This is a genomic window from Clavibacter capsici (genome assembly GCF_001280205.1).
GTDB classification, from domain to species: Bacteria; Actinomycetota; Actinomycetes; order Actinomycetales; family Microbacteriaceae; genus Clavibacter; species Clavibacter capsici.
In genome coordinates this window covers 3,023,414-3,044,365 of record NZ_CP012573.1, presented here as the reverse complement: position 1 = coordinate 3,044,365, position 20,952 = coordinate 3,023,414, and the positions used below count along the sequence as shown (strand labels likewise).

The following is a 20,952-nucleotide window of genomic DNA, read 5'->3' as shown; positions in this document are numbered from 1 at the left end:
GGGAGCGGGGCCGCGGTCACGCGCGGTCCCGTCCGGGGGCGGGCGGCGTCATCCGGTCAGTCATCGGTCTCCTCGGGCAGGCCGGCGAGCTGCCGGGCACGGGCGCGGCGGCGCTTGCGGATGCTGCGGAAGAGCCCGAACCCGAACAGCAGCGCGACGGCGACCACGAACAGGGTCGTCACGACGGCCTCGAAGCCGGCGCGGATCAGCAGCTCGACGGGCGCGCTGTCGCCGATCTGCACGGAGCCGTCCTCGGTGGTGAGGCGCGCGGTGACCACGAGGTCGCCGTTCGAGATGGAGGTGATGGGCGGGCGGGCCGACGCGCTGCCGTGCGCGGGGACGGTGACGACCACGGAGTCGTCGACGCGGATCCTGCCGCTGCCCGCGATGATCGTCATCCGCACGGTGACGGGCTGGTCGAGCGCGTTGCTGACGTTGATGAGCAGGCTCGACGTGTCGCTGATGACGGTGTTCTGCCGTGTGGTGATGGCGACGGACGAGAGGATGGCGTCGGCCTGCGCGATGTAACCGTCCTGGACGGTCACGGCCCCGTCGGCGTCGTCGCGCCAGCGGTTGGAGAGCGTCGCGAGCAGGAGCAGGCGCTGCTGGCCGGTGATGAGCTCGGGCCGTTCGACCGCCTTCGAGAACGCGGCCACCTGCGCCTCGAGCGAGAGGGACCCGGCGACCCGGTTCACGCGGTCGGCGTCCTCCGGGTGGTCGACGACCTGCAGGGGCACGCTCGCGCTGCCGAGCGCCGAGGTCAGCGGCGCCGTGTCGCTGTACGGGAGCGCCTGGATGGCGTCCAGCAGCTCTCCCAGGCGGCCGTTGGAGGCGGCCCAGCCGCGCTCGAGCCCGGCGACGACGACGTGCCCGTCGGCCTCGCGGGCGTCGGCCGCGAGGGTGGCGGAAAGCTGCGCGAGGGCGATGCCGAAGGCCTCGTCCGTCTCCGCGGAGAGCGCGCGGTCGACGAGGGCCGAGACCTGCGCGTCGGTCACGAGCACGCGGGTGTCGCCCACGGTGCCCGTCGCGCCGACGCGCGCGGTGCCGGTGGACCTCACATCGCCGCTGGCGAGGATCGCCGTGGTGCTGCCGCTCGCGGCCAGGACTCCGATGTCGTTCGCGGTGACGGTGCCGGCGGCCGGCCAGGAGAAGCCGGGCATCGTGTAGGTCCAGGCCGTGAGGTCGGCGAGGGTCGGCGTAGGGGAGGGGGACGGCGCCGTGGGGGTGGGGCTCGGCTCCGGGCTCGTGGGCTCGGCCGTCTCCGCGGGATCCACGGACGCCGACGCGGCGCCGCTGGCGCCGGATCCGCCGCGCGTGCCGCCTGCCGCGGGCGTGCCCGTCGGTGCGGGCGTGCCGGTCGACGACGGGGTGGGCGAGGGGGTCGAGCCGGGCGCGGCGAACCGGCTCGCCTGCACGGCGTAGGTCGTGTCCGTCGGGGCCAGCAGCGTGGTGGCGCCCGCCTGCGACTGCACGGCGACGTCGGCGTCCGCCCAGGCGAGCTCGAAGGTCTCGTTGGGCATCGTGCGGAGGCGTTGGAGCCACTCGACGGCGGACGGCGGGGCCTGGACGCCGAGGATCCGGATGGACGCGATGATGCGCGGGTCGATCCCGACCGCCACGGGCCGGTCGACGACGGCGTCGAGCTGGCGCGTGAGCGTGCCGCTCGGGGACGTGTAGGTGGCCAGGGCCTCGGCGTCGACGAAGTCGGATCCGCTCGGCGGCACCGTGAGCGGCATGACCGCGGTGACGGGAGTGGGCGCCGGATCCGCGCCCGGGCTCCAGACGACGGCCCCGCGGCCGGTCGCCACGTCCGCGCCGCCCGCCTCGAGCTCCGCCGTGATGCCGCGCGGCCCGAAGCCGCCCCGGCTGCCCTGCAGCGCCACGGTCGCGGCCGGGACGGTGACGGGCACGTCGACGGTGCCGCCGGCGGGGACCTCGGGGGAGTCGGCGCGGCCGATGCGCGGCCCCGTGCGCGCGTTCGCGTCGGTGGACGCGGTGTCGAGCCATCCGTCGAGCCTCGTGCGCGTGTCGAGCACGGTGCGGTTGAGGTCGAGGTCGATCCGCCCCGCCGGTACCGCGGCGTCCGTCGCGTTCACGACGGAGACGGTCACCGCGAGGTCCTCGCCGGGCTTCAGGATCCCCTGGGCCGCGGGGGTGACGGTGAGCGTCACGCCCTCCGTGGCCGCGTGCGCCGGGGTCGACGGACCGGCGACCGTCCCGGCGGCGAGCGTCCCGGCGGCGACCGTGACGCACACGAGGGTGGAGATCGTGCGTCGAGCGGATCGCCGGATCAGCCGGAGGGCTCTGTCCGTGCGGGTGGGGCCGGCGTCGTGTCGAGGCGCGGCGTGCATCTGGGCATTCTAAAGCGCCCGCCCCGCGCGGCCCGTGTGCGCTCGCCGTGGACGCCGGATGCCCGTCGCGCCGCCGCCGTAGACTGTCCGACCATGCACAGCGTCGCACAGGCCCTCGAGCGTCTCCGCGAGCTGGCCGCATCGCCCCCGGTCGCCGTGCTCGCCCGCGCGTTCCACGAGGCGGGCCACGAGCTCGCCCTCGTCGGCGGACCGGTGCGCGACGCCTTCCTCGGCCGCGCCGCGACCGACCTCGACCTCACCACCGATGCCCGTCCCGACCGCATCCTCGAGATCGTCGAGCCCGTCGCCGACGCGCACTGGGACATCGGCCGCGCGTTCGGCACCATCGGCGCCCGCGTGAAGGGCGAGCAGGTCGAGATCACCACGTACCGCACCGACCAGTACGACGGCGTCTCCCGCAAGCCCGAGGTCGAGTTCGGCTCCTCCCTCGACGAGGACCTCGTGCGCCGCGACTTCACCGTGAACGCGCTCGCCGTGCGCCTTCCGCAGGTGGTCCTGGTGGATCCGTCCAACGGCATCGACGACCTCCTCTCCCAGGTGCTCCGCACGCCCGTCGCCCCCGAGGTCTCGTTCGGCGACGACCCGCTCCGCATGATGCGCGCCGTCCGCTTCGCCTCCCAGCTCGGCTTCCGCCTCGACGACGCCGCGCTCGCCGCCATCCGCGACATGGCCCCGCGGATCCTCGACATCTCGGTCGAGCGCGTCAGCGACGAGCTCTCCAAGCTGCTGCGCACGCCCGAGCCGCGCGCGGGCCTCGACCTCCTCGTGGAGGGCGGCCTCGCCGAGCACGTGCTGCCCGAGCTGCCGGCCATGAAGCTCGAGGCCGACGAGCACCACCGCCACAAGGACGTCTACCAGCACTCGCTCCAGGTGCTCGACCAGGCCATCGACCACGAGCGATCCCGGCACCCGGGCGAGGCCCCCGACCTGGTGCTGCGCCTGGCGGCGCTGCTGCACGACATCGGCAAGCCGTCCACGCGCCGCCTCGAGCCGGGCGGGGTCGTCACCTTCCACCACCATGACGTCGTCGGATCCAAGATGGCCAAGCGCCGGCTGCGCGCGCTCCGCTTCGACAACGACACGATCGCGTCGGTCGCCCGCCTCATCGAGCTGCACCTCCGCTTCTTCGGCTACACGGAGGGCGGCTGGACCGACTCCGCCGTCCGCCGCTACGTGCGCGACGCGGGTCCCGAGCTCGAGCGCCTGCACATGCTGACCCGCGCCGACGTCACCACGCAGAACCGTCGCAAGGCCGACCGCCTGGGGTTCGCCTACGACGACCTCGAGGCCCGCATCGCCGAGCTCGCCGAGCAGGAGGAGATGGCGGCCGTCCGCCCCGACCTCGACGGCGAGGCGATCATGCGCATCCTCGACGTGCCGCCCGGCCCGGTCGTGGGTCGCGCGTACCGCTTCCTCCTGGAGCTCCGGCTCGACGAGGGACCGCTCCCCGCGGAGGAGGCCGAGCGCCGCCTCGTCGCGTGGTGGGCCGCCGAGCAGGCCTGATCCGCCTCGTCGCGACCGCCGGCCTGGCGCCCCTCCTCCCCATCCGGTAGTCTTGCGAGGTTGTCCGCCCGGCAACGGGATTCCCCTGCCCCGCGCGGACAGATGCACATACCCTCCTGTCGCAGATCGTCTGCGACCGTTCAAGTCCGAAGGAGGTGGGTTAGTGACGCATCAGTACGAACTCATGGTGATCCTCGATCCCGAGATCGATGAGCGCACCGTCGCTCCCAGTCTCGACAAGTTCCTCAACGTCATCCGCACCAGCGGTGGCACCGTCGACAACGTCGACGTCTGGGGCCGTCGTCGACTGGCGTACGAGATCAACAAGAAGAACGAGGGCATCTACGCCGTCGTCCAGCTCACCGCCACGAGCGAGGCCACGCAGGAGCTCGACCGCCAGCTGGGTCTGTCCGAGGCCGTCATGCGCACCAAGGTGCTGCGTGCCGAGGAGGCCATGGCCATGGTCGCCTCCGCTGCGAAGCTCGCCGACGAGAAGGCCGCCCGCAAGGCCGCCGCCACGTCCAAGGCCGCAGACGCCGCGCCCCAGGCTCCCGCCACGGACGCCGCCCCGGCGACGCCCGGCAAGCCGGCGGCGCAGGCCGCTTCCAGCGAGAAGACCGGGGAGTAGTCGATGGCCGGCGAAACCATCATCACGGTCGTGGGCAACCTCACCAGTGATCCGGAGCTGCGGTACACGCAGAACGGGCTGGCGGTAGCCAACTTCACCATCGCCTCCACGCCGAGGTCCTTCGACCGCGCGAGCAACGACTGGAAGGACGGCGACGCCCTCTTCCTCCGTGCGAGCGTGTGGCGCGAGTTCGCCGAGCACGTGGCGTCCTCGCTCACCAAGGGCTCGCGTGTCGTCGCGACCGGCCGCCTCAAGCAGCGGTCGTACGAGACGAAGGAGGGCGAGAAGCGCACCTCCATCGAGCTCGAGGTCGACGAGATCGGCCCCTCGCTCCGGTACGCCACGGCGCAGGTCACCCGCGCCTCGGGCGGCGGCAACGGCGGAGGCAACTCCGGCGGTGGCAACCGCGGCCAGTTCGGCGGCGGGCAGCCCCAGCAGCAGGTGGCCGAGGAGCCGTGGGGCACCCCCGCGAGCAACTCCGGTGGCGGCTCGGGCGGCGACGGCGGCTGGTCCAACCCCGGCAACTTCAACGACGAGACGCCCTTCTAGGGCTCGTCGAACTACGCAAGAAAGACAGGAAGAATCATGGCTGGAAAGAGCAGCGGCGACCGCCGCAAGCCTCTCCGCGGAGCCAAGGGCGGCAAGAACGCCGCCCCGGCGAAGTCCATCCGCGTCGGCGTCATCGACTACAAGGATGTCGCCACCCTCCGCAAGTTCATCTCCGAGCGGGGAAAGATCCGCGCTCGTCGCATCACCGGTGTCTCGGTGCAGGAGCAGCGCCTCATCGCGCGCGCAGTCAAGAACGCGCGTGAGATGGCACTTCTCCCCTACGCCGGCTCCGGCCGTTAAGGGGTAATGGAATGTCGAAAGTAATCCTGACGACCGAGGTCTCCGGCCTCGGTTCCCCCGGAGACGTCGTCGAGGTCAAGAACGGGTTCTCCCGCAACTACCTCGTGCCCCAGGGCTTCGCGGTCATCTGGAGCCGCGGCGGCGAGAAGCAGATCGAGCAGATCAAGGCCGCGCGTGCCGCTCGCGAGCACGCGACCATCGAGGAGGCGCAGGACCTCAAGAGCCGCCTCGAGGCCAAGATCGTCAAGCTGACCGTCAAGGCCGGCCAGGGCGGGCGCCTCTTCGGCTCCGTCAAGACGTCCGACATCGCCAAGGCGGTCGAGGAGTCCGGCATCGGCCAGGTCGACAAGCGCAAGATCGAGATCCCCAACGCCATCAAGGCCACGGGGAACCACGAGGCCACGATCCGGCTCCGTGACGACATCGTCGCCACGATCAGCCTGCAGGTCGTCGCCGCGAAGTAACGCTGCACGAAGACGGTGGCGGTGGGCGTGATGCCCACCGCCACCGGTCGTTAACGAGGCGGTCAGAGGGCCCTCGTTCCCCAGGCCCATCCACAGGTGCGGCCCTAGCAGAAGAACTCTCAAGCCCTGGTGCAGACTAGTTTTCCCACATCGGGTGTGGAACTACGAGTACCTGGTCAGAGCCGGATTCCCCGATCGAATCCGTCAGTACTGCACAGGCTTCTCCCCAGGTAGTCCACACGATCCCCGGCGTTTCGCCCACTTTGTCCACACCCCCGTCCACAGGTGCATTTGGTGGCGGGAGGGGTCGATCCATATCGTGGGGCAGCGCCCGTCGAACGGGTCGCGAAGGACCCGTGAGCGGTCCGGCCGACGCCCCTCGAGCGGTGTCGGTGGTCCGAGCTAGAACGGTCGTGCGGGCGCATCCGCCCAGCCGACCGAGGGGAGCCGCACGTGTCCATCGCCCACCTGGGTCTCGCCGGCGAACGTGACGAGCGCGACAAGCGCGCCGGTCACGAGCGCACGCCGCCGCACGACCTCCTCGCCGAGCAGAGCGCCATCGGCGGCATGCTCCTCAGCAAGGACGCCGTGGCCGACGCGGTCGAGCAGGTGCGTGCGATCGACTTCTACATCCCCAAGCACGAGATCATCTTCGACGCGATCCTGTCGCTGTACTCGCACGGCGAGCCCACGGACGTCATCGCGGTCACGGACGAGCTCACGAAGCTCGGCGAGCTCACGCGGGCCGGCGGCGCCGACTACCTGCACACGCTCACCAGCGTCGTGCCGACGGCCGCCAACGCGGGCTTCTACGCGTCGATCGTCGCCGAGAAGGCGGTGCTGCGTCGTCTCGTCGAGGCGGGCACGCGCATCGTCCAGATGGGCTACGCCAGCGAGGGCGAGGTCGTCGACCTCGTGAACAACGCGCAGGCGGAGATCTACGGCGTCACGGGCGGCGTCGAGGCGGAGGACTACGTGCCGCTGACGGACGCGGTCACGGTCGCCATCGACGAGATCGAGGCCGCGAAGGGCAAGGACGGCCAGATGACCGGCGTGCCCACGGGCTTCGCCGACCTCGACGCGCTCACCAACGGCCTGCACCCGGGTCAGCTCATCATCGTCGCCGCGCGCCCCGCGCTGGGCAAGTCCACGCTGGCGCTCGACTTCGCGCGCGCCGCCAGCATCAAGTACGACATGCCCTCCATCTTCTTCAGCCTCGAGATGGGGCGCAGCGAGATCGCGATGCGCCTCCTCTCCGCCGAGGCGTCCGTGCCGCTGCAGAGCATGCGCAAGGGCACCGTGGACGCGCGCGACTGGACGACCATCGCGCAGACGCGAGGGCGCATCAACGACGCCCCGCTCTACATCGACGACAGCCCGAACATGACGCTCGTCGAGATCCGCGCCAAGTGCCGCCGGCTCAAGCAGAAGGTCGGCCTGAAGCTCGTCGTCATCGACTACCTGCAGCTCATGACGAGCGGCAAGAAGGTCGAGTCGCGCCAGCAGGAGGTCTCCGAGTTCTCGCGTGCGCTCAAGCTCATGGCGAAGGAGCTGCAGGTGCCCGTCATCGCGCTGTCGCAGCTGAACCGTGGCCCGGAGCAGCGCGCCGACAAGATGCCGGCCATCTCCGACCTCCGCGAGTCCGGCTCGCTCGAGCAGGACGCCGACATGGTCATCCTGCTGCACCGCGAGAGCGCCTACGAGAAGGACAACCCGCGCGCGGGCGAGGCCGACTTCATCGTCGCCAAGCACCGCAACGGCCCGACCGGCACCATCACGGTCGGCTTCCACGGGCACTTCTCGCGCTTCGCGGACATGCCCGCGGGCGGCTAGTCGACCCCGCTCGCCGGAGCGGGCCCACGCTCGTCGAGCTCGGTGATCCGGGTCGTGCACCCGGGCCCGTCACGCGTCGCCATTGCGCGGAATGTGTCCGTAGCTCGCGGCACCGACCCGCGTCAGGGCGCGAAGTAGAGGTGCGCGTGGGCCGCGCAGCCGGGGTTGAAGGCGGCGCCGCAGCCTGGGCAGGAGTCCGCCGCGAGGTAGTCGGACACGCTCATCGTCGCGCGGCAGACGCCGCAGAGGGCGGCCGGCAGGTGCTGCTGGGCGCGGGGGATCACCTCGAGGGGATGGTCTGCGACGGCCGCGTGGCAGAGGTGGCACGGGTACCAGGCGTCGCAGCAGGGGGCGCGGAGGGCGACGACGTCGAGGGCGGATCCGTAGTGGACGCAGCGCGTCTCGTCGTCGATCGCCGGACCGAAGACGACGATCCGCTCGTCCGCTCCGGCGTGACCGGCTGAGGCGGTCACGCGTGCATTCCGCTGTGCACGGGGACGGACCTGTGACCGGCTGAGGTGGTCACGCGCGCGTCACGCGTCCGGCAGGGCCGTGGCAGCGTCGACGAGGGTGAGCTCGGGGCTGTCGCGCTCGATGGCCTTGAGGCGCCAGGGGGTTGTGATGAGGGCGATGTGCGTGCCGTCCGAGCGCACGAGCACCTCGACGCCGATCGTCTTGGCGAGGGCCGGCGCGGAGGCCGCGTCGGTGATCCGGGCCACCTGGTACTCGAGCGGCTCCATGCGCAGCGGCGCGCGGAACTCGTTCGTCATGCGCTCGACGACGACCTCGAACTGCATGGGGCCGACGGCGCCGAGGACGGGCGCCTGGTCGCCTCGGAGGTCGGAGCGCATCACCTGGATGACGCCCTCGTGGTCGAGCTGCTCGATGCCCTTGCGGAACTGCTTGTGCGTGCTCGTGTCCTTCGAGCGCACGACGCGGAAGAGCTCGGGCGCGAACTGGGGGAGGCGCGGGAAGGTGACGGGGGATCCGTCGAAGAGGGTGTCGCCGACGCGGATGTTGGAGGCGTTGACGAGGCCGACCACGTCGCCCGGGTAGGCGTCGTCGACGGTGGAGCGCTCGCGGCCGAAGAGCTGCTGCGCGTACTTGGTGACGAAGGGGCGGCCGGTCTGGGCGTGCGTGACCGTCATGCCGCGGTGGAAGACGCCCGAGCAGATCCGCATGAACGCGAGACGGTCGCGGTGCGCGGTGTTCATGCCGGACTGGACCTTGAACACGAAGCCGGAGAAGTCGTCCTCGACGGGACGCGTGCGGTCCTGCTCGTCGGGCCGGGGCTGCGCGGCCGGGGCGATGGCGTCGAGCGCGTCGAGGATGTGGGTCACGCCGAAGTTCAGGACGGCGGCCGCGAACAGCACGGGCGTGGTGCGGCGGGCGAGGAACGACTCCTCGTCGTGGTCCTGCCCCTCCTCGTGCAGGAGCTCGCTCTCCTCGACGGCGTCGGTCCAGGCGGATCCGGCGGCGGCCAGGGCCTCGTCGGGCGACATGCGCGTCTCGGGGGCGATGCTCGCGCCGCCGGCCGTGCGGGTGAAGTGCACGCACTCGCCCGTGGAACGGTCGACGACCCCGAAGAACGCGCCGGACTCGCCGACCGGCCAGGTGAGCGGGGTGGGGAGGAGGCCCGTGCGCTCCTTGATCTCGTCCATGAGGTCGAGCGGCTCGCGGCCCGGGCGGTCCCACTTGTTGATGACGGTGATGATCGGGATGCGGCGCTGGCGGCACACCTCGAACAGCTTCATGGTCTGGGTCTCGAGGCCGCGGGAGGCGTCGACGAGCATGATCGCGGCGTCCACCGCGGAGAGCACGCGGTAGGTGTCCTCGGAGAAGTCGGCGTGGCCGGGGGTGTCGACGACGTTCATGACGGTGTCGCGGTGGGTGAACTGGATCGCCGCGGAGCTGACGGAGATGCCGCGCTCCTTCTCCATGTCCATCCAGTCGGAGACCGTGGACTTGCGACCCTGCTTGCCGTGCACGGCGCCCGCGGATCCGATGGCGTGCGCGTGCAGCAGCAGCGCCTCGGTGAGCGTGGACTTGCCCGCGTCGGGGTGGGAGATGACGGCGAAGGTGCGACGGCGGGACGCCTCGCGCAGCACGGGGGAGGCGGAGGCCGAGGCGGGCGCGCGGGGAGGGGTGATGGTCGACACCTCCCCATGGTACGAGGCCGTCACGGGAGGGTTCCGCCGCGGAGCCGGGGCGGACGGGGTCCGCGGGTGCGGGCGACCCGCGGGATCAGCGCGCGCGGAGGCGGTCGAGGAACTCGTCGGCCATGCCGAGGTGCTCGGCCAGGCGTCGACGGCGCTCCTCCGCGTCGGCGATGAACGCGGCGAGGGCGGCGCGGAGCGCGGCCACGTCGTCGTCGGGACCGGCGGCGTCGAGGGCGTCGGTGACCTCGAGCAGGCGCATCATCTCCTCCAGCGAGAACCCGAGCGGCTTCATCCGCCGGATGAGGAGGAGGCGCTCGAGGTCCTCGTCGGTGTAGAGGCGGAAGCCGCCCTCGGAGCGACCGGACGGGCGGAGCAGGCCGGTCTCGTCGTAGTGGCGGAGCGTGCGGTGCGAGAGGCCGGTGCGCTCGGCGAGCTCGCCGATCTGCATGGTCGCGGGGCCGGCAGGTCGCGTCATGCGGGCCTCCAGGGGGACTCTCCCCTCACGTGAGGGAAGGGTATGATGGGCGCGGCCGGGCGACCGCTCCCGCCCATTCTCCCCGATGGCCGGGCCGTCGCCGTCTGTCCCCGAACGGGGGTGCGGAATCCGGCGCTCCGGTGCGTGCCGCGCGAGCGGCGCCGCCGGCGTGAGCCCATCGCGGAGCCCACCATCCGCCCACCCGCCCCTGGCCGCCATCCGATCGGAGCCCCGTGACCGCCATGCCCCCCGCCGCCGCCGAGCCCACCCCGTCGGGCCCCGGATCCGCCGGCAGCGCCGCGCCGTCGCCCTCGCCCACCGTGCTCGAGGCGCTCCGCACGCCGCGCATCCTCACGCGAGAGGCGCTCGCCGGGCTGGTGGTGGCGCTCGCGCTCATCCCCGAGGCGATCTCGTTCTCGATCATCGCGGGCGTGGATCCGCGCGTCGGCCTCTTCTCGTCGTTCGTCATGGCGGTGACCATCGCGTTCCTCGGCGGCCGACCGGCCATGATCTCGGCGGCCACGGGCGCCGTCGCGCTCGTCATCGCGCCCGTCGCGCGCGAGCACGGGATGGACCACTTCCTCGCCACCGTGATCCTCGCGGGGCTCCTGCAGGTGGTGCTCGCGGTGCTCGGCGTCGCGCGGCTGATGCGCTTCATCCCGCGGTCGGTGATGGTCGGCTTCGTCAACGCGCTCGCGATCCTCATCTTCACGGCGCAGATCCCGAACCTGGTGGACGTGCCGTGGCTCGTGTACCCGCTCGTGGCGGTGGGTATCGCGATCCTCGTGCTGCTGCCGCGCGTCACGCGCGTGGTGCCGGCGCCGCTCGTCGCCATCGCGCTGCTCACGGCCGCGACCGTGCTGGGCGCGCTCGCCGTGCCCACGGTCGGCGACCAGGGCGAGCTGCCGCGGAGCCTGCCCGAGCTGTTCCTGCCGCAGGTGCCGCTCACGCTCGAGACGCTGGGGATCATCGGGCCGTACGCGCTCGCGATGGCGCTCGTCGGCATCCTCGAGTCGCTGATGACCGCGAAGCTCGTGGACGACATCACCGACACGCCCTCGCACAAGACGCGCGAGACGTGGGGCCAGGGCGCCGCGAACGTGCTCTCGGGCCTGTTCGGCGGCATGGGCGGCTGCGCGATGATCGGCCAGACGATGATCAACGTGAAGGTCTCGGGCGCGCGCACCCGCATCTCGACGTTCCTCGCGGGCGTGTTCCTGCTGGTGCTCGTGGTGGTGCTCGGCGACGTCGTGGCCGTGATCCCGATGGCCGCGCTCGTGGCCGTGATGGTGATGGTGTCGGTGGGCACGTTCGACTGGCACAGCATCCGGCCATCGACGCTGAAGCGCATGCCGCTCGGCGAGACCCTCGTGATGGTGCTGACGGTCGCCGTGGTCGTCGCGACGCACAACCTCGCGATCGGCGTCGTCGTCGGCGTGATCGCCGCGATGGTCGTGTTCGCGCGGCGGGTGGCGCGGTTCGCGACGGTGGAGCGCGCGGTCGTCACTCACGCAGACGGCGAGGCGACCGCCGAGTACCGCGTCGTCGGCGAGCTGTTCTTCGCGTCGAGCAACGACCTCACGACGCAGTTCCGGTACGCGGAGGATCCCACGCGCGTGCGGATCGACATGAGCGGATCCCACGTGTGGGACGCCTCGACGGTGGCCGCGCTCGACGCCATCACGACCAAGTACGCGCGCCGCGGGACCGCGGTCGAGATCCACGGCATGAACGACGCCAGCCTCCGCATGCACGGCCGGCTGGCGGGGCGGCTGGGCGGCGAGGGCTGATCGCGGGCCGCTCGTAGGATCGGGCGCATGAGGATCGCGTTCGTCTCGCTGCACACGTCGCCGATCCAGGAGCCCAGCACCGGCGACGCCGGCGGGCTGAACGTCTACCTGCTGGAGCTCGCGCGGAGCCTCGGCCGGCAGGGGCACGAGGTGCGGCTGATCACGCGCGCGACGGATCCCGCGGACCCGCCGACCATGCGCGTCGCGCCCGGCGTCGAGCTGCTGGCGCTGCGCGCGGGGCCGGTCGGGCCGGTGCCGAAGGAGGAGCTGCCGGGGATCACGGACGCGTTCGCCGCCGCGCTCGCCGCGCTGCCGCCCGCCGACGTCGTGCACAGCCACTACTGGCTGTCGGCCGTGGCCGCCCTGCCCGTCGCGCGGGCGTGGGGCGTGCCGCACGTGCTGACGCTGCACTCGGTGTCCGCCGGCAAGAACCGCCGGCTCGTGCCGGGCGACACCCCGGAGCCGGAGGAGCGGCTCGCGGACGAGGCGCGGCTCGTGCGCGCCTCGGACCTCGTCGTGGCGTCCGCGGAGTCGGAGCGGCGGCTGCTCGTGGAGGCGTACGACGCGGATCCGGCGACCGTGCACGTCGTGGCGCCGGGCGTGGAGGAGGCGTTCCTGCGGGAGCCGTCGGGGCGCGGCGGCGGCGGTCGCGTGCGCGTCGTGCTGCTCGGCCGGATCCAGCCGCTCAAGGGACAGGACGTGGCGCTCCGGGCCCTCGCCCTGCTGGATCCCGCCACCCGCCCGCTGCTCGTGATCGCCGGCGGCGTCTCGCCCGGCCGCGACGCCTACGCCGCCGGCCTGCACGCGCTGGTGCGGTCGCTCGGGCTGGAGGACGACGTCGTCTTCGTCGGCGCGCTCGACCGTGCGGCGACCGCCCGCACGCTCGCCGGCGCGCACCTGGCGCTCATGCCGTCGGCCGCGGAGACGTACGGGCTGGTCGCGCTGGAGGCGGCGGCGTGCGGGACGCCCGTGGTCGCGTCGCGCACGGAGGGGCTCGTCGACAGCGTGCGCGAGGGCGTGAGCGGGGTGTTCGTGGCCACGCGGGATCCCGCCGACTGGGCCCGGGCGATCCGCGACCTGCTCGCCGACGGGCCCGCACTCGCCCGGCTGTCGGCGTCGGCGCGGGAGCACGCCGCCGGGCGCACCTGGGACGTCGCGGCGGCGGACGTCGCCGAGGAGTACCGGCTGCTGCGGGAGCGGGCGGACCGGTAGCAGCGCGGGGGATCCGCGGGGCTGCGTCGCGCCCGCCGTCCCGTCGCCCGCAGCTCAGCTCGCGCGCGTCGCCAGGTGGTCGCGCGCGACGTCCTCCGCCGCCCGCTCGAGCCACGCGGCCGCGTCGGCGCGCGCGGCGTCGGCGGATCCCGCCAGCTCGGTGAGCGAGCGCGCGGCCGCGAAGCCGTCGGTCGGCACGGCGATCGCGCCGGCCACGAGGATCGCGCGGGCGCCGTGCTCGCGGGCCAGGTCGAGGACGCGCGAGGCCACCTTGCCGGTCCGCGACTGCGCGTCGAACCGGCCCTCGCCCGTGACCACGACGTCCGCGCCCGCGACGAGGCCGGCGAGCCCGATCGCCTCGGCGACGCCCGCGGAGCCCGACGTCGGGAGGGCGCCCCAGGCGGCCAGCCCCGCGGCGGTGCCGCCGGCGGCACCGGATCCGGGCGTGGCCGGGTCGATGTCGAGGAGCGCCGCGAGGTGCGCGAGGCCGGCATCGAGCGCGCGGACGTGGGCCGGCGTCGCGCCCTTCTGCGGCCCGTACACGGCGGCGGCGCCCGCGGGGCCGGTGAGCGGCGCGTCGACGTCGCCGAGGATCCGCGCGCCGCCGGCCGGGAGCGCGTGGAGACCCGCGAGGTCCAGCACGGCGATCCCCGCCAGCGCGCCGCCGCCGTCGCCCGCCGGGGACCCGTCCGCGCGGACGACCCGAGCGCCGAGCTCGCGCAGCGCGCCCACGCCGCCGTCGGTGGACGAGCTGCCGCCGAGCGCGAGCAGGAGGCGCGGCACGCCGGCGTCGAGGGCCGCCCGGATCGCCTGGCCGAATCCGCGGGTGTGCGCGGTGAGGGGACGCAGCGGATCGAGCAGCGTGATCCCGCTCGTCGACGCCACCTCCACCGCGCCGGTGCCGTCGGGCAGCAGGAGCCAGTGCGCGTCCACCGGACGGTCGTCGGGGCCGGTGACGCGGACGGGCACGCGCCGCGCACCGGGGACCGCCGCGGCGAGCACGTCGAGGGTGCCCTGCCCGCCGTCGGCCATGGGCGCGATCACCACGTCGTCGGCGGGGCGCGCACGGAGCCAGCCGCGGCGGAGCGCCCGGGCGGCCTCGACGGCGGTGGCGGATCCGGTGAGCGAGTCGGGCGCCATGACGACGCGCAGCGGGCGGGGAGCGGCGGTGCTCATGCCGCCAGTCTGCCGCGGAGCGCGCCCCGCGGCCGGGCGCCGGCCCGGCTCAGTCCGGGGCGACGCCCGTGCGATGCGCCAGCAGCGCGGCGCCCACGAGCCCGGCGTCGTTGCCCCGGCTCGCGGCGATGATCTCCGTGTCGAGGTGCAGGAACCCCGAGAAGCGGGCGAACTCGTGCGCCGCCGCGCCGCCCACGACGATGAGGTCGGGCGACATGATCGACTCGAGGTGCCGGTAGTACCGCTCGAGCCGCGCCGCCCAGACCTCGAACGTCAGCCCCTCGCGCCGCACCGCGGAGAACGCGGCCTGCATCTCGTAGTCGCCGCCGTCGATGTGGACGTGGCCGAGCTCGCTGTTCGGGATGAGCGTCCCGTCGTGCAGCAGCGCCGTGCCGATGCCCGTGCCGAGCGTGGTGAGGATCACGAGGCCGCCGCGGCCCTGCAGCACGCCGTACTCGAGCTCGGCCACCCCGGCGGCGTCGGCGTCGTTCACGGTGAGCACGTCGATCCCGCTGCGCTCGCGGATCGCGGTGCGCGCGTCCATGCCGAGCCAGCGGTCGGAGATGTGGGCGGAGGAGCGCACGATCCCGTCGCGCACGATGCCCGGGACGCCGACGCCCACGGGCAGGTCCTCGTCCGGCGTGAGCTCCAGCACGATCTCGGCGATGACGTCGGCGATGTCCTCGGGCTCGCCGCCGACCGGCTTGCCGACCGTCATGCGCTCGGTGAGTCGGATCCCCGTGGTCACGTCGACGATGCCCGCCTTGAGGGTCGTGCCGCCGATGTCGATGCCGAGCGCCAGGCGGTCTCTGTGGGCCAGGGCCGCCTCGGCGCCCTCGGGCGCGGCGACGACGGCGCGGTCGACGGGGATGAACCCGGCGGTCGCCCGGCCGCCGTCGGAGGCGGGTCGCGGCGCGGTCTCGGGCTGGGGCACGGCGGGGCCTCTCGGTAGCGGACGGGGTGCGGCAGCCGCGCGGTGCTGGTGCTGGTGCGGCGTGCGCGGGTGCTGCGGTGGATCGCGCGCGGACGGACCGGCGGGACGGGCGGACCCGGCCCGCGCCTCCCGAGCAGGCGACCCCTCGGCCGCCGGGGCTCAGAACGCCCGGTGCGCGTAGACGATCCCGCAGGCCACGCCCACGGCGCAGACGACCGCGAGCCCGACGACCGCACCGGTCGCCGCGGCGACCAGACGGGGGAGGGGACTCGTCACTCTCCGAGCCTAGGCCAGCCCCGAGGAGCCGTCAGCGCGCGTCCGGCCGAGCGTCCGCCCAGGAACCCACCGAGTAGGCTGGCCCGGATGGAGAGAGAGGCTGCCGTGTCCGAGGACGAGCTGACGTTCCGGGCGGCGTACTGGCCCGTGCTCCTCCTGCGCGCACTGCCCGCCCTCGCGCTCGCCGCGTTCATCACCTTCTCCAGCGACCACTCGCCGGCCCTCGGCCTCGTGGCGTTCGGCGCCTTCGCGATCGTCTCCGGCCTGATCACCGCGGGCCTCGGCGCCCGGGCGCTCCGCGGACCGGCCGCGCGGATCCGCACGAGCGCCATCGTCCAGGGCGCGCTCACCGTGGTGGCCGGCGTCGCCGCGCTGCTCGCCCGCGACGGCGGCGTCCTGGTGCTCCTCTACGTCGTCAGCGTCTGGGCCGCGATCACCGGCTTCCTCGAGCTCGTCTCCGGCCTGCGTTCGCGCGGCCGCGTGCCGGGCGCGACCGACGCGATCACCGCCGGCGCGCTCACCGTCGTCCTCGCCGTCGCCTTCCTCCTGGTCCCGCCGGACCTCCTCGTCCAGTACGGCGGCGTCGAGCAGCGCGAGGGCCAGCTCACCGCGCCCGTCGTGGCCGTCGGCCTGCTGGGCGCCTACGCGGCGATCGTCGGGGTCTTCCTGGTCATCGCCGCCCTGAGCATGAAGTGGGGCACCTCCACGCCCACCGCGACCTCCGCGGCGGACGCCCCCCGAACGACCGAGAGCGCGAGCTGACCGTGACTTCTGACATCCGCAAGGACCGCATGCGCCCCGCCGAGCTGCTCGGCATCGCGGCGGCGCTCGCCGCGTTCGTGGGCCTCATCGTGGCGCTGAGCACGCGACCGGGCGACGCGCAGTCGTGGACGGTCGTGGTCGTCTTCACGGGCGTCGCGTTCATCGGCGCGCTCGTGATGCTCGCCATGCTCGCTCTGTCGTTCAAGCCGAACCGCGACGAGCTCCAGGACATGGACGAGCAGGACCACCCGGATCGGCCGACCCGGCACTGAGCCGCCCGGCTCGGCGCCGGCTCGATCCGTCCCGCGGACGGGTGCCGGGATCCCGCCTCGACGAGGGTCCCGGCCTCCCGGCTCAGAGGATGCGGTCGACCAGCTGCGATGCCAGCCCCGCGTACCCGGCGGGCGTCAGCTCGAGCAGCCGCGCCTTCGCCGCGTCCCCGATGTCGAGCCCGGACACGAACGCGCGCATGTCGTCGCGACCGACCCGCTTGCCGCGCGTGAGCTCCTTCAGCACCGCGTAGGGGTCGCTGATGGAGCTGCGTCCCGCGACGATCTCCGCGCGGATGACCGTCTGGATGGCCTCGCCGAGCACCTCCCAGTTCGCGTCGAGGTCGGACGCCAGCAGCGCCCGGTCGACGTCGATCTCGAGGAGCCCGCGCCCGATGTTGTCGAGCGCGAGCAGCGAGTGGCCGAGGGCGACGCCGACGTTCCGCTGCGTCGTGGAGTCGGTGAGGTCGCGCTGCAGGCGCGAGGTGACGAGGGTCGAGGAGAGCGAGTCGAGGAACGCGTTCGACAGCTCGAGGTTCGCCTCGGCGTTCTCGAACCGGATGGGGTTGATCTTGTGCGGCATGGTGGACGACCCGGTGGCGCCCGCCTGCGGGATCTGCCGGAAGTAGCCCATGGAGATGTAGGTCCACACGTCGGTGCAGAGGTTGTGCAGCACCCGGTTGACGTGCGCGATGCGCGTGTAGAGCTCGGCCTGCCAGTCGTGCGACTCGATCTGCGTGGTGAGCGGGTTCCACACGAGGCCGAGGCCCGTGACGAACGCGCGCGACTCGGCGGGCCAGTCGACGTCGGCGTCGGCCGCGAGGTGCGCGGCGAACGTGCCCGTGGCGCCGCTGAACTTGCCGAGCACCTCGACGTCCTCCACGTCCGCGCGCAGGCGCTCGAGCCGGTGCACGAACACCGCGAGCTCCTTGCCGAGCGTGGTGGGGGTGGCCGGCTGCCCGTGCGTGCGCGACAGCATCGCGTCGTCGCGGAACAGGAGGGCCCGCTCGCGGAGCGCGCCGATGACGGACACCAGCTTCGGCAGCCACACCTCCCGCACGGCGCGGTCGATGACGAGCGCGTAGGAGAGGTTGTTGATGTCCTCGCTCGTGCAGGCGAAGTGCGTGAGCTCCGCGACGTGCCCGAGGCCCAGCTCCGCGAGGCGGTCCCGCACGAAGTACTCGACGGCCTTCACGTCGTGCCGGGTGACGGCCTCGACCCGGGCGAGCGCGTCGATCTGCTCCTGCCCGAACTCCGCGACGACGCGCCGCAGCGCCGCCTTCTGCTCCTCCGTGAAGGGAGAGGAGGAGAGGAGCGACCGGTCGGTGAGGTGGATGAGCCACTCGACCTCGACGTGGATGCGCGCCCGGTTGAGGCCCGCCTCCGAGAGGTGCTCGCCGAGCTCGGTGACGACGGGGGCGTAGCGACCGTCGAGGGGGCTCAGCACCTGCGGGGGCAACGGGCTCATGCGGGGTGATCTCCTAGCTGGGGGGACGGATGCCGGGCTCCACCTGCGTGAGGAGGGCCCGGGCGGCTCGATCTATCATCCCAAGAACCCGGTCGAACATCGCCGCGTCGGTGTAGTACGGGTCGGGCACGTCCCGCAGGTGCGCCTGTGGAGGATCGAACGACAGCAGCAGGTGGATCTTCGCCCGGTCCGCCTCGGTCCGCGCCCACTGGCGCAGCGTCCGCTCCTGGCCGCGGTCGAAGACGACGACCAGGTCGAGGTCCGGCAGGGTGTCCGGGTCGAACTGCTTGGCGCGGTGCGCGGATCCCGACAGCCCGACCCTCTCGAGCGCGGCGAGCGTGCGCGCGTCCGCCTGCTCGCCCACGTGCCAGTCGCCCGTGCCGGCGCTCGTGACCCAGACGCGGTCGGCGTGGCCGGCGCGCCGCACCAGGTCCCGGAACACGACCTCCGCCATGGGCGATCGGCAGATGTTGCCGGTGCAGACGAAGGCGATCCGGAAGACGGGTGGCGCCGTCGTGACCGGGGACTCGGGGGCTCCCATGCGCTCATTCTGTCGGCTGCCGTCCCTCCCCACATCCCCCGGACCCGAGCTCGTCCCCCGATGCGCCGCCGAGGCCGGGCGCCCGGCCGTCCCTCCGGCAGCATGCGGGTCGTCGGACAGGGGAAGGGGACGCGGTGCAGGAGCAGGCGCACGGGGTCGGCGGGGATCCGCTCGGAGGCGGGGTCCCGCCGGGGGAGGGCGGCACGCCGGGGCTGGTGCTCGTGGAGGAGCAGACCCGGGCGCACGCGCTGGCGACGCTGGCGGATGCGGTGGGGGAGACCCGGCGCCGCATCGCGTCGTGCCGGGACGATCCGTCCTGGTCCGGCCGCGCGCACGACGCCTTCACGCGCTCGCTCGACGACCTCGCGGGCCGGGTGGCGCTCGCCGCGACCCTCCTCCACGACGCGCGCCCGGGCGCGGGATCCGCGGCCGGATGCCCGGGTTCCCACCCGTGACGGGCGTCGACGCGCCGGGCCTCGTCGTCACCACGGCTGGCACCACGTCCGTCGTCACGGACGACCTCGCGCGCCTCGCCGTCGACCTCGACGACGCGGGCGAGCGCCTCGACGAGCACGCCCGGGCGCTCGCCCTCCCTCCCCTCGTCTCCCGGGTCACGGGCGAGCACGACGCGGGCCTCGACGTCCCTCGCGGTCTCCTGGCGTCGGCCGCGCACGACGCGCGGGCGCTCGCCGTCGACCTGCGTCGTGCGGCCGCCGAGTACGCGGACGGGGAGCGCGACGTCGACCGCTGCGTGCGGTCCGCGTCCGGGGACGGGGGAGGGGCGAGCACAGCGGCGGATCCCGGCGGCCTCCTCGACGACCTCGTCCGGCTGCCGGTGGACGCCCTGGGGGCCCTGGGGCTCGGCGGCTTGATCGCCCTGCGGCCGGACGGCCCGGGTCGGCTGATGGTCCCGGGGGCCGTCCGAGCCGTCGTCTCGGACGTGGCCGACGCGGCCGCGCACGCCTCGCCGGATGCCGCGGACCGCGACGACGCGGTGCGGTCGACGACCGCGGGCCTCCTGGCCCTGCTCGGCGGCATCGGCCTCCTGCGCGACGGGTCCGCGGCGGTGCACGTGCGGCCCGACGCGCTGCGGCCGGCGCCGGCGAGCCTCGCCGACCTCGCCGCCCGCATCCCCGATCCCGTCCCCGGCGCACCGCAGATGCGCGTGGAGGAGTACCGGGCACCCGACGGGGGTCGGCGCTTCGTCGCGTACCTCGGCGGCATGGTGACGCTCGATCCGCGCACCGGGCGCGAGGACTTCGGGCCCGCGTCGGCGGCCACGGCGCTCGCGACCGAGGGCGGGTCGGCCGTGCGGGCGGCCGAGACGGCGCTCCACGACGCGGGTGCCACCGCGGACGACGAGGTGTACGTCGTCGGCTACTCGATGGGCGGGATCCTCGCCCGTTCGGCGGGCGACGACCCGGGCTTCCGCGTCACCCACGAGCTCACGTTCGGGTCGCCGGTCGGCGAGCTGCCGCTGCGGCAGGGGATCGACGGGGTCGCGGTGGAGCACACGGACGATCCCGTCCCCGGCCTCGGGGGCGCGCGCCCGTCAGCCGGCGACGCGGGCGACGACGTCGTGGTGCGCGCCCCGGCCTTCGGCCCGACCGCACCGGCCGGCCCGCTGGACGCCCACGACCTGGACACGTACCGGGCGACGGCGGCCGACATGGACGCGTCGCGCTCGCCGCTGCTGGTGCGGGTGCGCGCCGAGCTCCACGGGTTCCTCGACGGCGCGACCCCGGTCGCCTCCCACCTCTACCGAGCGGAGCGCGTGCCCCACGCCCCGACGCACGCGCGGCGGGGCGGGATGTGATCCGGGGTCAGACCCGGGAGGTCACCGGGCGCAGCACGAGCCCCACCAGCCAGCTGAAGAGCGCCATGAGGAGGGCGCCGAGCACGCCCCACCAGAAGCCCTCGACCGTGAGGCCGAAGCCGAGCGCGTCGGAGATCGCGCCCACCAGGAGGAAGAGCAGGCCGTTCACGACGAGCGCGATCAGGCCGAGGGTCAGGATGTAGAGGGGGAACGCGACGATGCGGATGGCCGTGCCGATCACGCCGTTCACGACGCCGAAGATCGCGCCCAGCAGCAGGTACGTGAGCACGGTGGCCGTGGTGTCGCCCGGTTCGTAGGCGGTCACGACCGTGCCGGAGACGATGAGCGTGGTGAGCCAGAGCGCGACGGCGTTGATGACGACGCGGACGAGGAAGCGGGACATGCTGCGATCCTCCCAGACCGCA

At 73.6% G+C, this 20,952-nt stretch carries 20 protein-coding genes and 1 pseudogene; 12 read left to right on the top strand and 9 right to left on the bottom strand.

Annotation, left to right across the window (positions count from 1 at the left end; all coding sequences use genetic code 11):
- Positions 1-56: 56 nt before the first annotated feature.
- Complete coding sequence (locus tag AES38_RS14440; protein ID WP_053775550.1) at positions 57-2,351, bottom strand: DUF6049 family protein; 2,295 nt, start codon at positions 2,349-2,351, stop codon at positions 57-59.
- A 93-nt stretch (positions 2,352-2,444) separates the two neighbouring features.
- Between AES38_RS14440 and AES38_RS14435 the strand changes: the two genes are divergently transcribed.
- The 6 genes and pseudogenes from AES38_RS14435 (at position 2,445) to dnaB (ending at position 7,649) form a co-directional block, all read left to right on the top strand.
- Positions 2,445-3,875 (top strand): CCA tRNA nucleotidyltransferase, encoded by a 1,431-nt coding sequence (locus tag AES38_RS14435; RefSeq protein ID WP_053775549.1) that lies wholly within the window; start codon positions 2,445-2,447, stop codon positions 3,873-3,875.
- 184 nt (positions 3,876-4,059) lie between these two features.
- Positions 4,060-4,404 (top strand): annotated as a pseudogene (gene rpsF, locus AES38_RS14430) (30S ribosomal protein S6); the annotation flags it as partial.
- 102 nt (positions 4,405-4,506) lie between these two features.
- Entirely contained in the window at positions 4,507-5,052 is a 546-nt protein-coding gene (locus AES38_RS14425) for a single-stranded DNA-binding protein (protein WP_043667767.1), read from the top strand.
- Between the two features lie 36 nt (positions 5,053-5,088).
- Positions 5,089-5,352, top strand: coding sequence for a 30S ribosomal protein S18 (gene rpsR / locus AES38_RS14420; RefSeq protein WP_012039648.1), 264 nt, complete (start codon positions 5,089-5,091; stop codon positions 5,350-5,352).
- An 11-nt stretch (positions 5,353-5,363) separates the two neighbouring features.
- Positions 5,364-5,816 (top strand): 50S ribosomal protein L9, encoded by a 453-nt coding sequence (gene rplI, locus AES38_RS14415; protein ID WP_012039647.1) that lies wholly within the window; start codon positions 5,364-5,366, stop codon positions 5,814-5,816.
- Between the two features lie 453 nt (positions 5,817-6,269).
- Positions 6,270-7,649 carry a replicative DNA helicase gene (dnaB, locus tag AES38_RS14410; RefSeq protein ID WP_053775548.1) on the top strand — a complete coding sequence of 460 codons (1,380 nt, stop codon included), beginning with the start codon at positions 6,270-6,272 and terminating at the stop codon, positions 7,647-7,649.
- 122 nt (positions 7,650-7,771) lie between these two features.
- Here the strand turns inward: dnaB and AES38_RS14405 are convergent, their stop codons facing one another.
- From AES38_RS14405 to AES38_RS14395, 3 genes are all read right to left on the bottom strand, one after another.
- Positions 7,772-8,122: a CHY zinc finger protein gene (locus tag AES38_RS14405; RefSeq protein WP_053775547.1), complete on the bottom strand. Its 351-nt coding sequence runs from the start codon at positions 8,120-8,122 to the stop codon at positions 7,772-7,774.
- Between the two features lie 60 nt (positions 8,123-8,182).
- Positions 8,183-9,808, bottom strand: coding sequence for a peptide chain release factor 3 (locus tag AES38_RS14400; RefSeq protein ID WP_053775546.1), 1,626 nt, complete (start codon positions 9,806-9,808; stop codon positions 8,183-8,185).
- An 85-nt stretch (positions 9,809-9,893) separates the two neighbouring features.
- Entirely contained in the window at positions 9,894-10,283 is a 390-nt protein-coding gene (locus AES38_RS14395) for a MerR family transcriptional regulator (RefSeq protein ID WP_053775545.1), read from the bottom strand.
- 242 nt (positions 10,284-10,525) lie between these two features.
- Here AES38_RS14395 and AES38_RS14390 point away from each other — a divergent pair, with 242 nt between their 5' ends.
- Together AES38_RS14390 and AES38_RS14385 are read left to right on the top strand one after the other, a co-directional pair.
- On the top strand, positions 10,526-12,073 hold the full coding sequence (locus AES38_RS14390; protein WP_081001936.1) for a SulP family inorganic anion transporter: 1,548 nt from the start codon (positions 10,526-10,528) through the stop codon (positions 12,071-12,073).
- A 27-nt stretch (positions 12,074-12,100) separates the two neighbouring features.
- On the top strand, positions 12,101-13,285 hold the full coding sequence (locus tag AES38_RS14385) for a glycosyltransferase (protein ID WP_053775544.1): 1,185 nt from the start codon (positions 12,101-12,103) through the stop codon (positions 13,283-13,285).
- 54 nt (positions 13,286-13,339) lie between these two features.
- Here AES38_RS14385 and AES38_RS14380 read toward each other — a convergent pair whose 3' ends face one another.
- Positions 13,340-14,461: a glycerate kinase gene (locus tag AES38_RS14380; protein ID WP_053775543.1), complete on the bottom strand. Its 1,122-nt coding sequence runs from the start codon at positions 14,459-14,461 to the stop codon at positions 13,340-13,342.
- A gap of 49 nt (positions 14,462-14,510) precedes the next feature.
- On the bottom strand, positions 14,511-15,395 hold the full coding sequence (ppgK, locus tag AES38_RS14375) for a polyphosphate--glucose phosphotransferase (RefSeq protein WP_081001914.1): 885 nt from the start codon (positions 15,393-15,395) through the stop codon (positions 14,511-14,513).
- A gap of 363 nt (positions 15,396-15,758) precedes the next feature.
- On the opposite strand from ppgK, the gene AES38_RS14370 reads away from it, so the two are divergent.
- Complete coding sequence (locus tag AES38_RS14370) at positions 15,759-16,433, top strand: DUF308 domain-containing protein (RefSeq protein ID WP_072174655.1); 675 nt, start codon at positions 15,759-15,761, stop codon at positions 16,431-16,433.
- A 2-nt stretch (positions 16,434-16,435) separates the two neighbouring features.
- Positions 16,436-16,705 carry a hypothetical protein gene (locus AES38_RS14365; protein WP_043668444.1) on the top strand — a complete coding sequence of 90 codons (270 nt, stop codon included), beginning with the start codon at positions 16,436-16,438 and terminating at the stop codon, positions 16,703-16,705.
- Positions 16,706-16,787: 82 nt separating this feature from the next.
- On the opposite strand, the gene purB is transcribed toward AES38_RS14365, so the two are convergent.
- A complete protein-coding gene (purB, locus tag AES38_RS14360) occupies positions 16,788-18,170 on the bottom strand; it encodes an adenylosuccinate lyase (RefSeq protein WP_053775541.1) in 1,383 nt (460 codons plus the stop codon).
- A 13-nt stretch (positions 18,171-18,183) separates the two neighbouring features.
- Positions 18,184-18,711: a low molecular weight protein-tyrosine-phosphatase gene (locus tag AES38_RS14355; protein WP_053775540.1), complete on the bottom strand. Its 528-nt coding sequence runs from the start codon at positions 18,709-18,711 to the stop codon at positions 18,184-18,186.
- 134 nt (positions 18,712-18,845) lie between these two features.
- Here AES38_RS14355 and AES38_RS14350 point away from each other — a divergent pair, with 134 nt between their 5' ends.
- Together AES38_RS14350 and AES38_RS14345 are read left to right on the top strand one after the other, a co-directional pair.
- Positions 18,846-19,166, top strand: a complete 321-nt coding sequence (locus tag AES38_RS14350; RefSeq protein WP_053775539.1) for a hypothetical protein — start codon at positions 18,846-18,848, stop codon at positions 19,164-19,166.
- Positions 19,145-20,527 carry a hypothetical protein gene (locus AES38_RS14345; RefSeq protein ID WP_244629189.1) on the top strand — a complete coding sequence of 461 codons (1,383 nt, stop codon included), beginning with the start codon at positions 19,145-19,147 and terminating at the stop codon, positions 20,525-20,527. The genes AES38_RS14350 and AES38_RS14345 overlap by 22 nt, the downstream gene beginning before the upstream one ends.
- A gap of 7 nt (positions 20,528-20,534) precedes the next feature.
- Here AES38_RS14345 and AES38_RS14340 read toward each other — a convergent pair whose 3' ends face one another.
- Positions 20,535-20,930: a phage holin family protein gene (locus AES38_RS14340; protein ID WP_043667795.1), complete on the bottom strand. Its 396-nt coding sequence runs from the start codon at positions 20,928-20,930 to the stop codon at positions 20,535-20,537.
- Positions 20,931-20,952 lie beyond the last annotated feature (22 nt).

Coding starts and splice junctions, on each gene's coding strand:
- AES38_RS14440 (WP_053775550.1), bottom strand. CDS start 2,351: ATGCACGCCGCGCCTCGACACGACGCCGGCCCCACCCGCACGGACAGA.
- AES38_RS14435 (WP_053775549.1), top strand. CDS start 2,445: ATGCACAGCGTCGCACAGGCCCTCGAGCGTCTCCGCGAGCTGGCCGCA.
- AES38_RS14425 (WP_043667767.1), top strand. CDS start 4,507: ATGGCCGGCGAAACCATCATCACGGTCGTGGGCAACCTCACCAGTGAT.
- rpsR (WP_012039648.1), top strand. CDS start 5,089: ATGGCTGGAAAGAGCAGCGGCGACCGCCGCAAGCCTCTCCGCGGAGCC.
- rplI (WP_012039647.1), top strand. CDS start 5,364: ATGTCGAAAGTAATCCTGACGACCGAGGTCTCCGGCCTCGGTTCCCCC.
- AES38_RS14395 (WP_053775545.1), bottom strand. CDS start 10,283: ATGACGCGACCTGCCGGCCCCGCGACCATGCAGATCGGCGAGCTCGCC.
- AES38_RS14390 (WP_081001936.1), top strand. CDS start 10,526: ATGCCCCCCGCCGCCGCCGAGCCCACCCCGTCGGGCCCCGGATCCGCC.
- AES38_RS14385 (WP_053775544.1), top strand. CDS start 12,101: ATGAGGATCGCGTTCGTCTCGCTGCACACGTCGCCGATCCAGGAGCCC.
- AES38_RS14380 (WP_053775543.1), bottom strand. CDS start 14,461: ATGAGCACCGCCGCTCCCCGCCCGCTGCGCGTCGTCATGGCGCCCGAC.
- AES38_RS14370 (WP_072174655.1), top strand. CDS start 15,759: ATGGAGAGAGAGGCTGCCGTGTCCGAGGACGAGCTGACGTTCCGGGCG.
- purB (WP_053775541.1), bottom strand. CDS start 18,170: ATGAGCCCGTTGCCCCCGCAGGTGCTGAGCCCCCTCGACGGTCGCTAC.
- AES38_RS14355 (WP_053775540.1), bottom strand. CDS start 18,711: ATGGGAGCCCCCGAGTCCCCGGTCACGACGGCGCCACCCGTCTTCCGG.
- AES38_RS14345 (WP_244629189.1), top strand. CDS start 19,145: ATGCCCGGGTTCCCACCCGTGACGGGCGTCGACGCGCCGGGCCTCGTC.
- AES38_RS14340 (WP_043667795.1), bottom strand. CDS start 20,930: ATGTCCCGCTTCCTCGTCCGCGTCGTCATCAACGCCGTCGCGCTCTGG.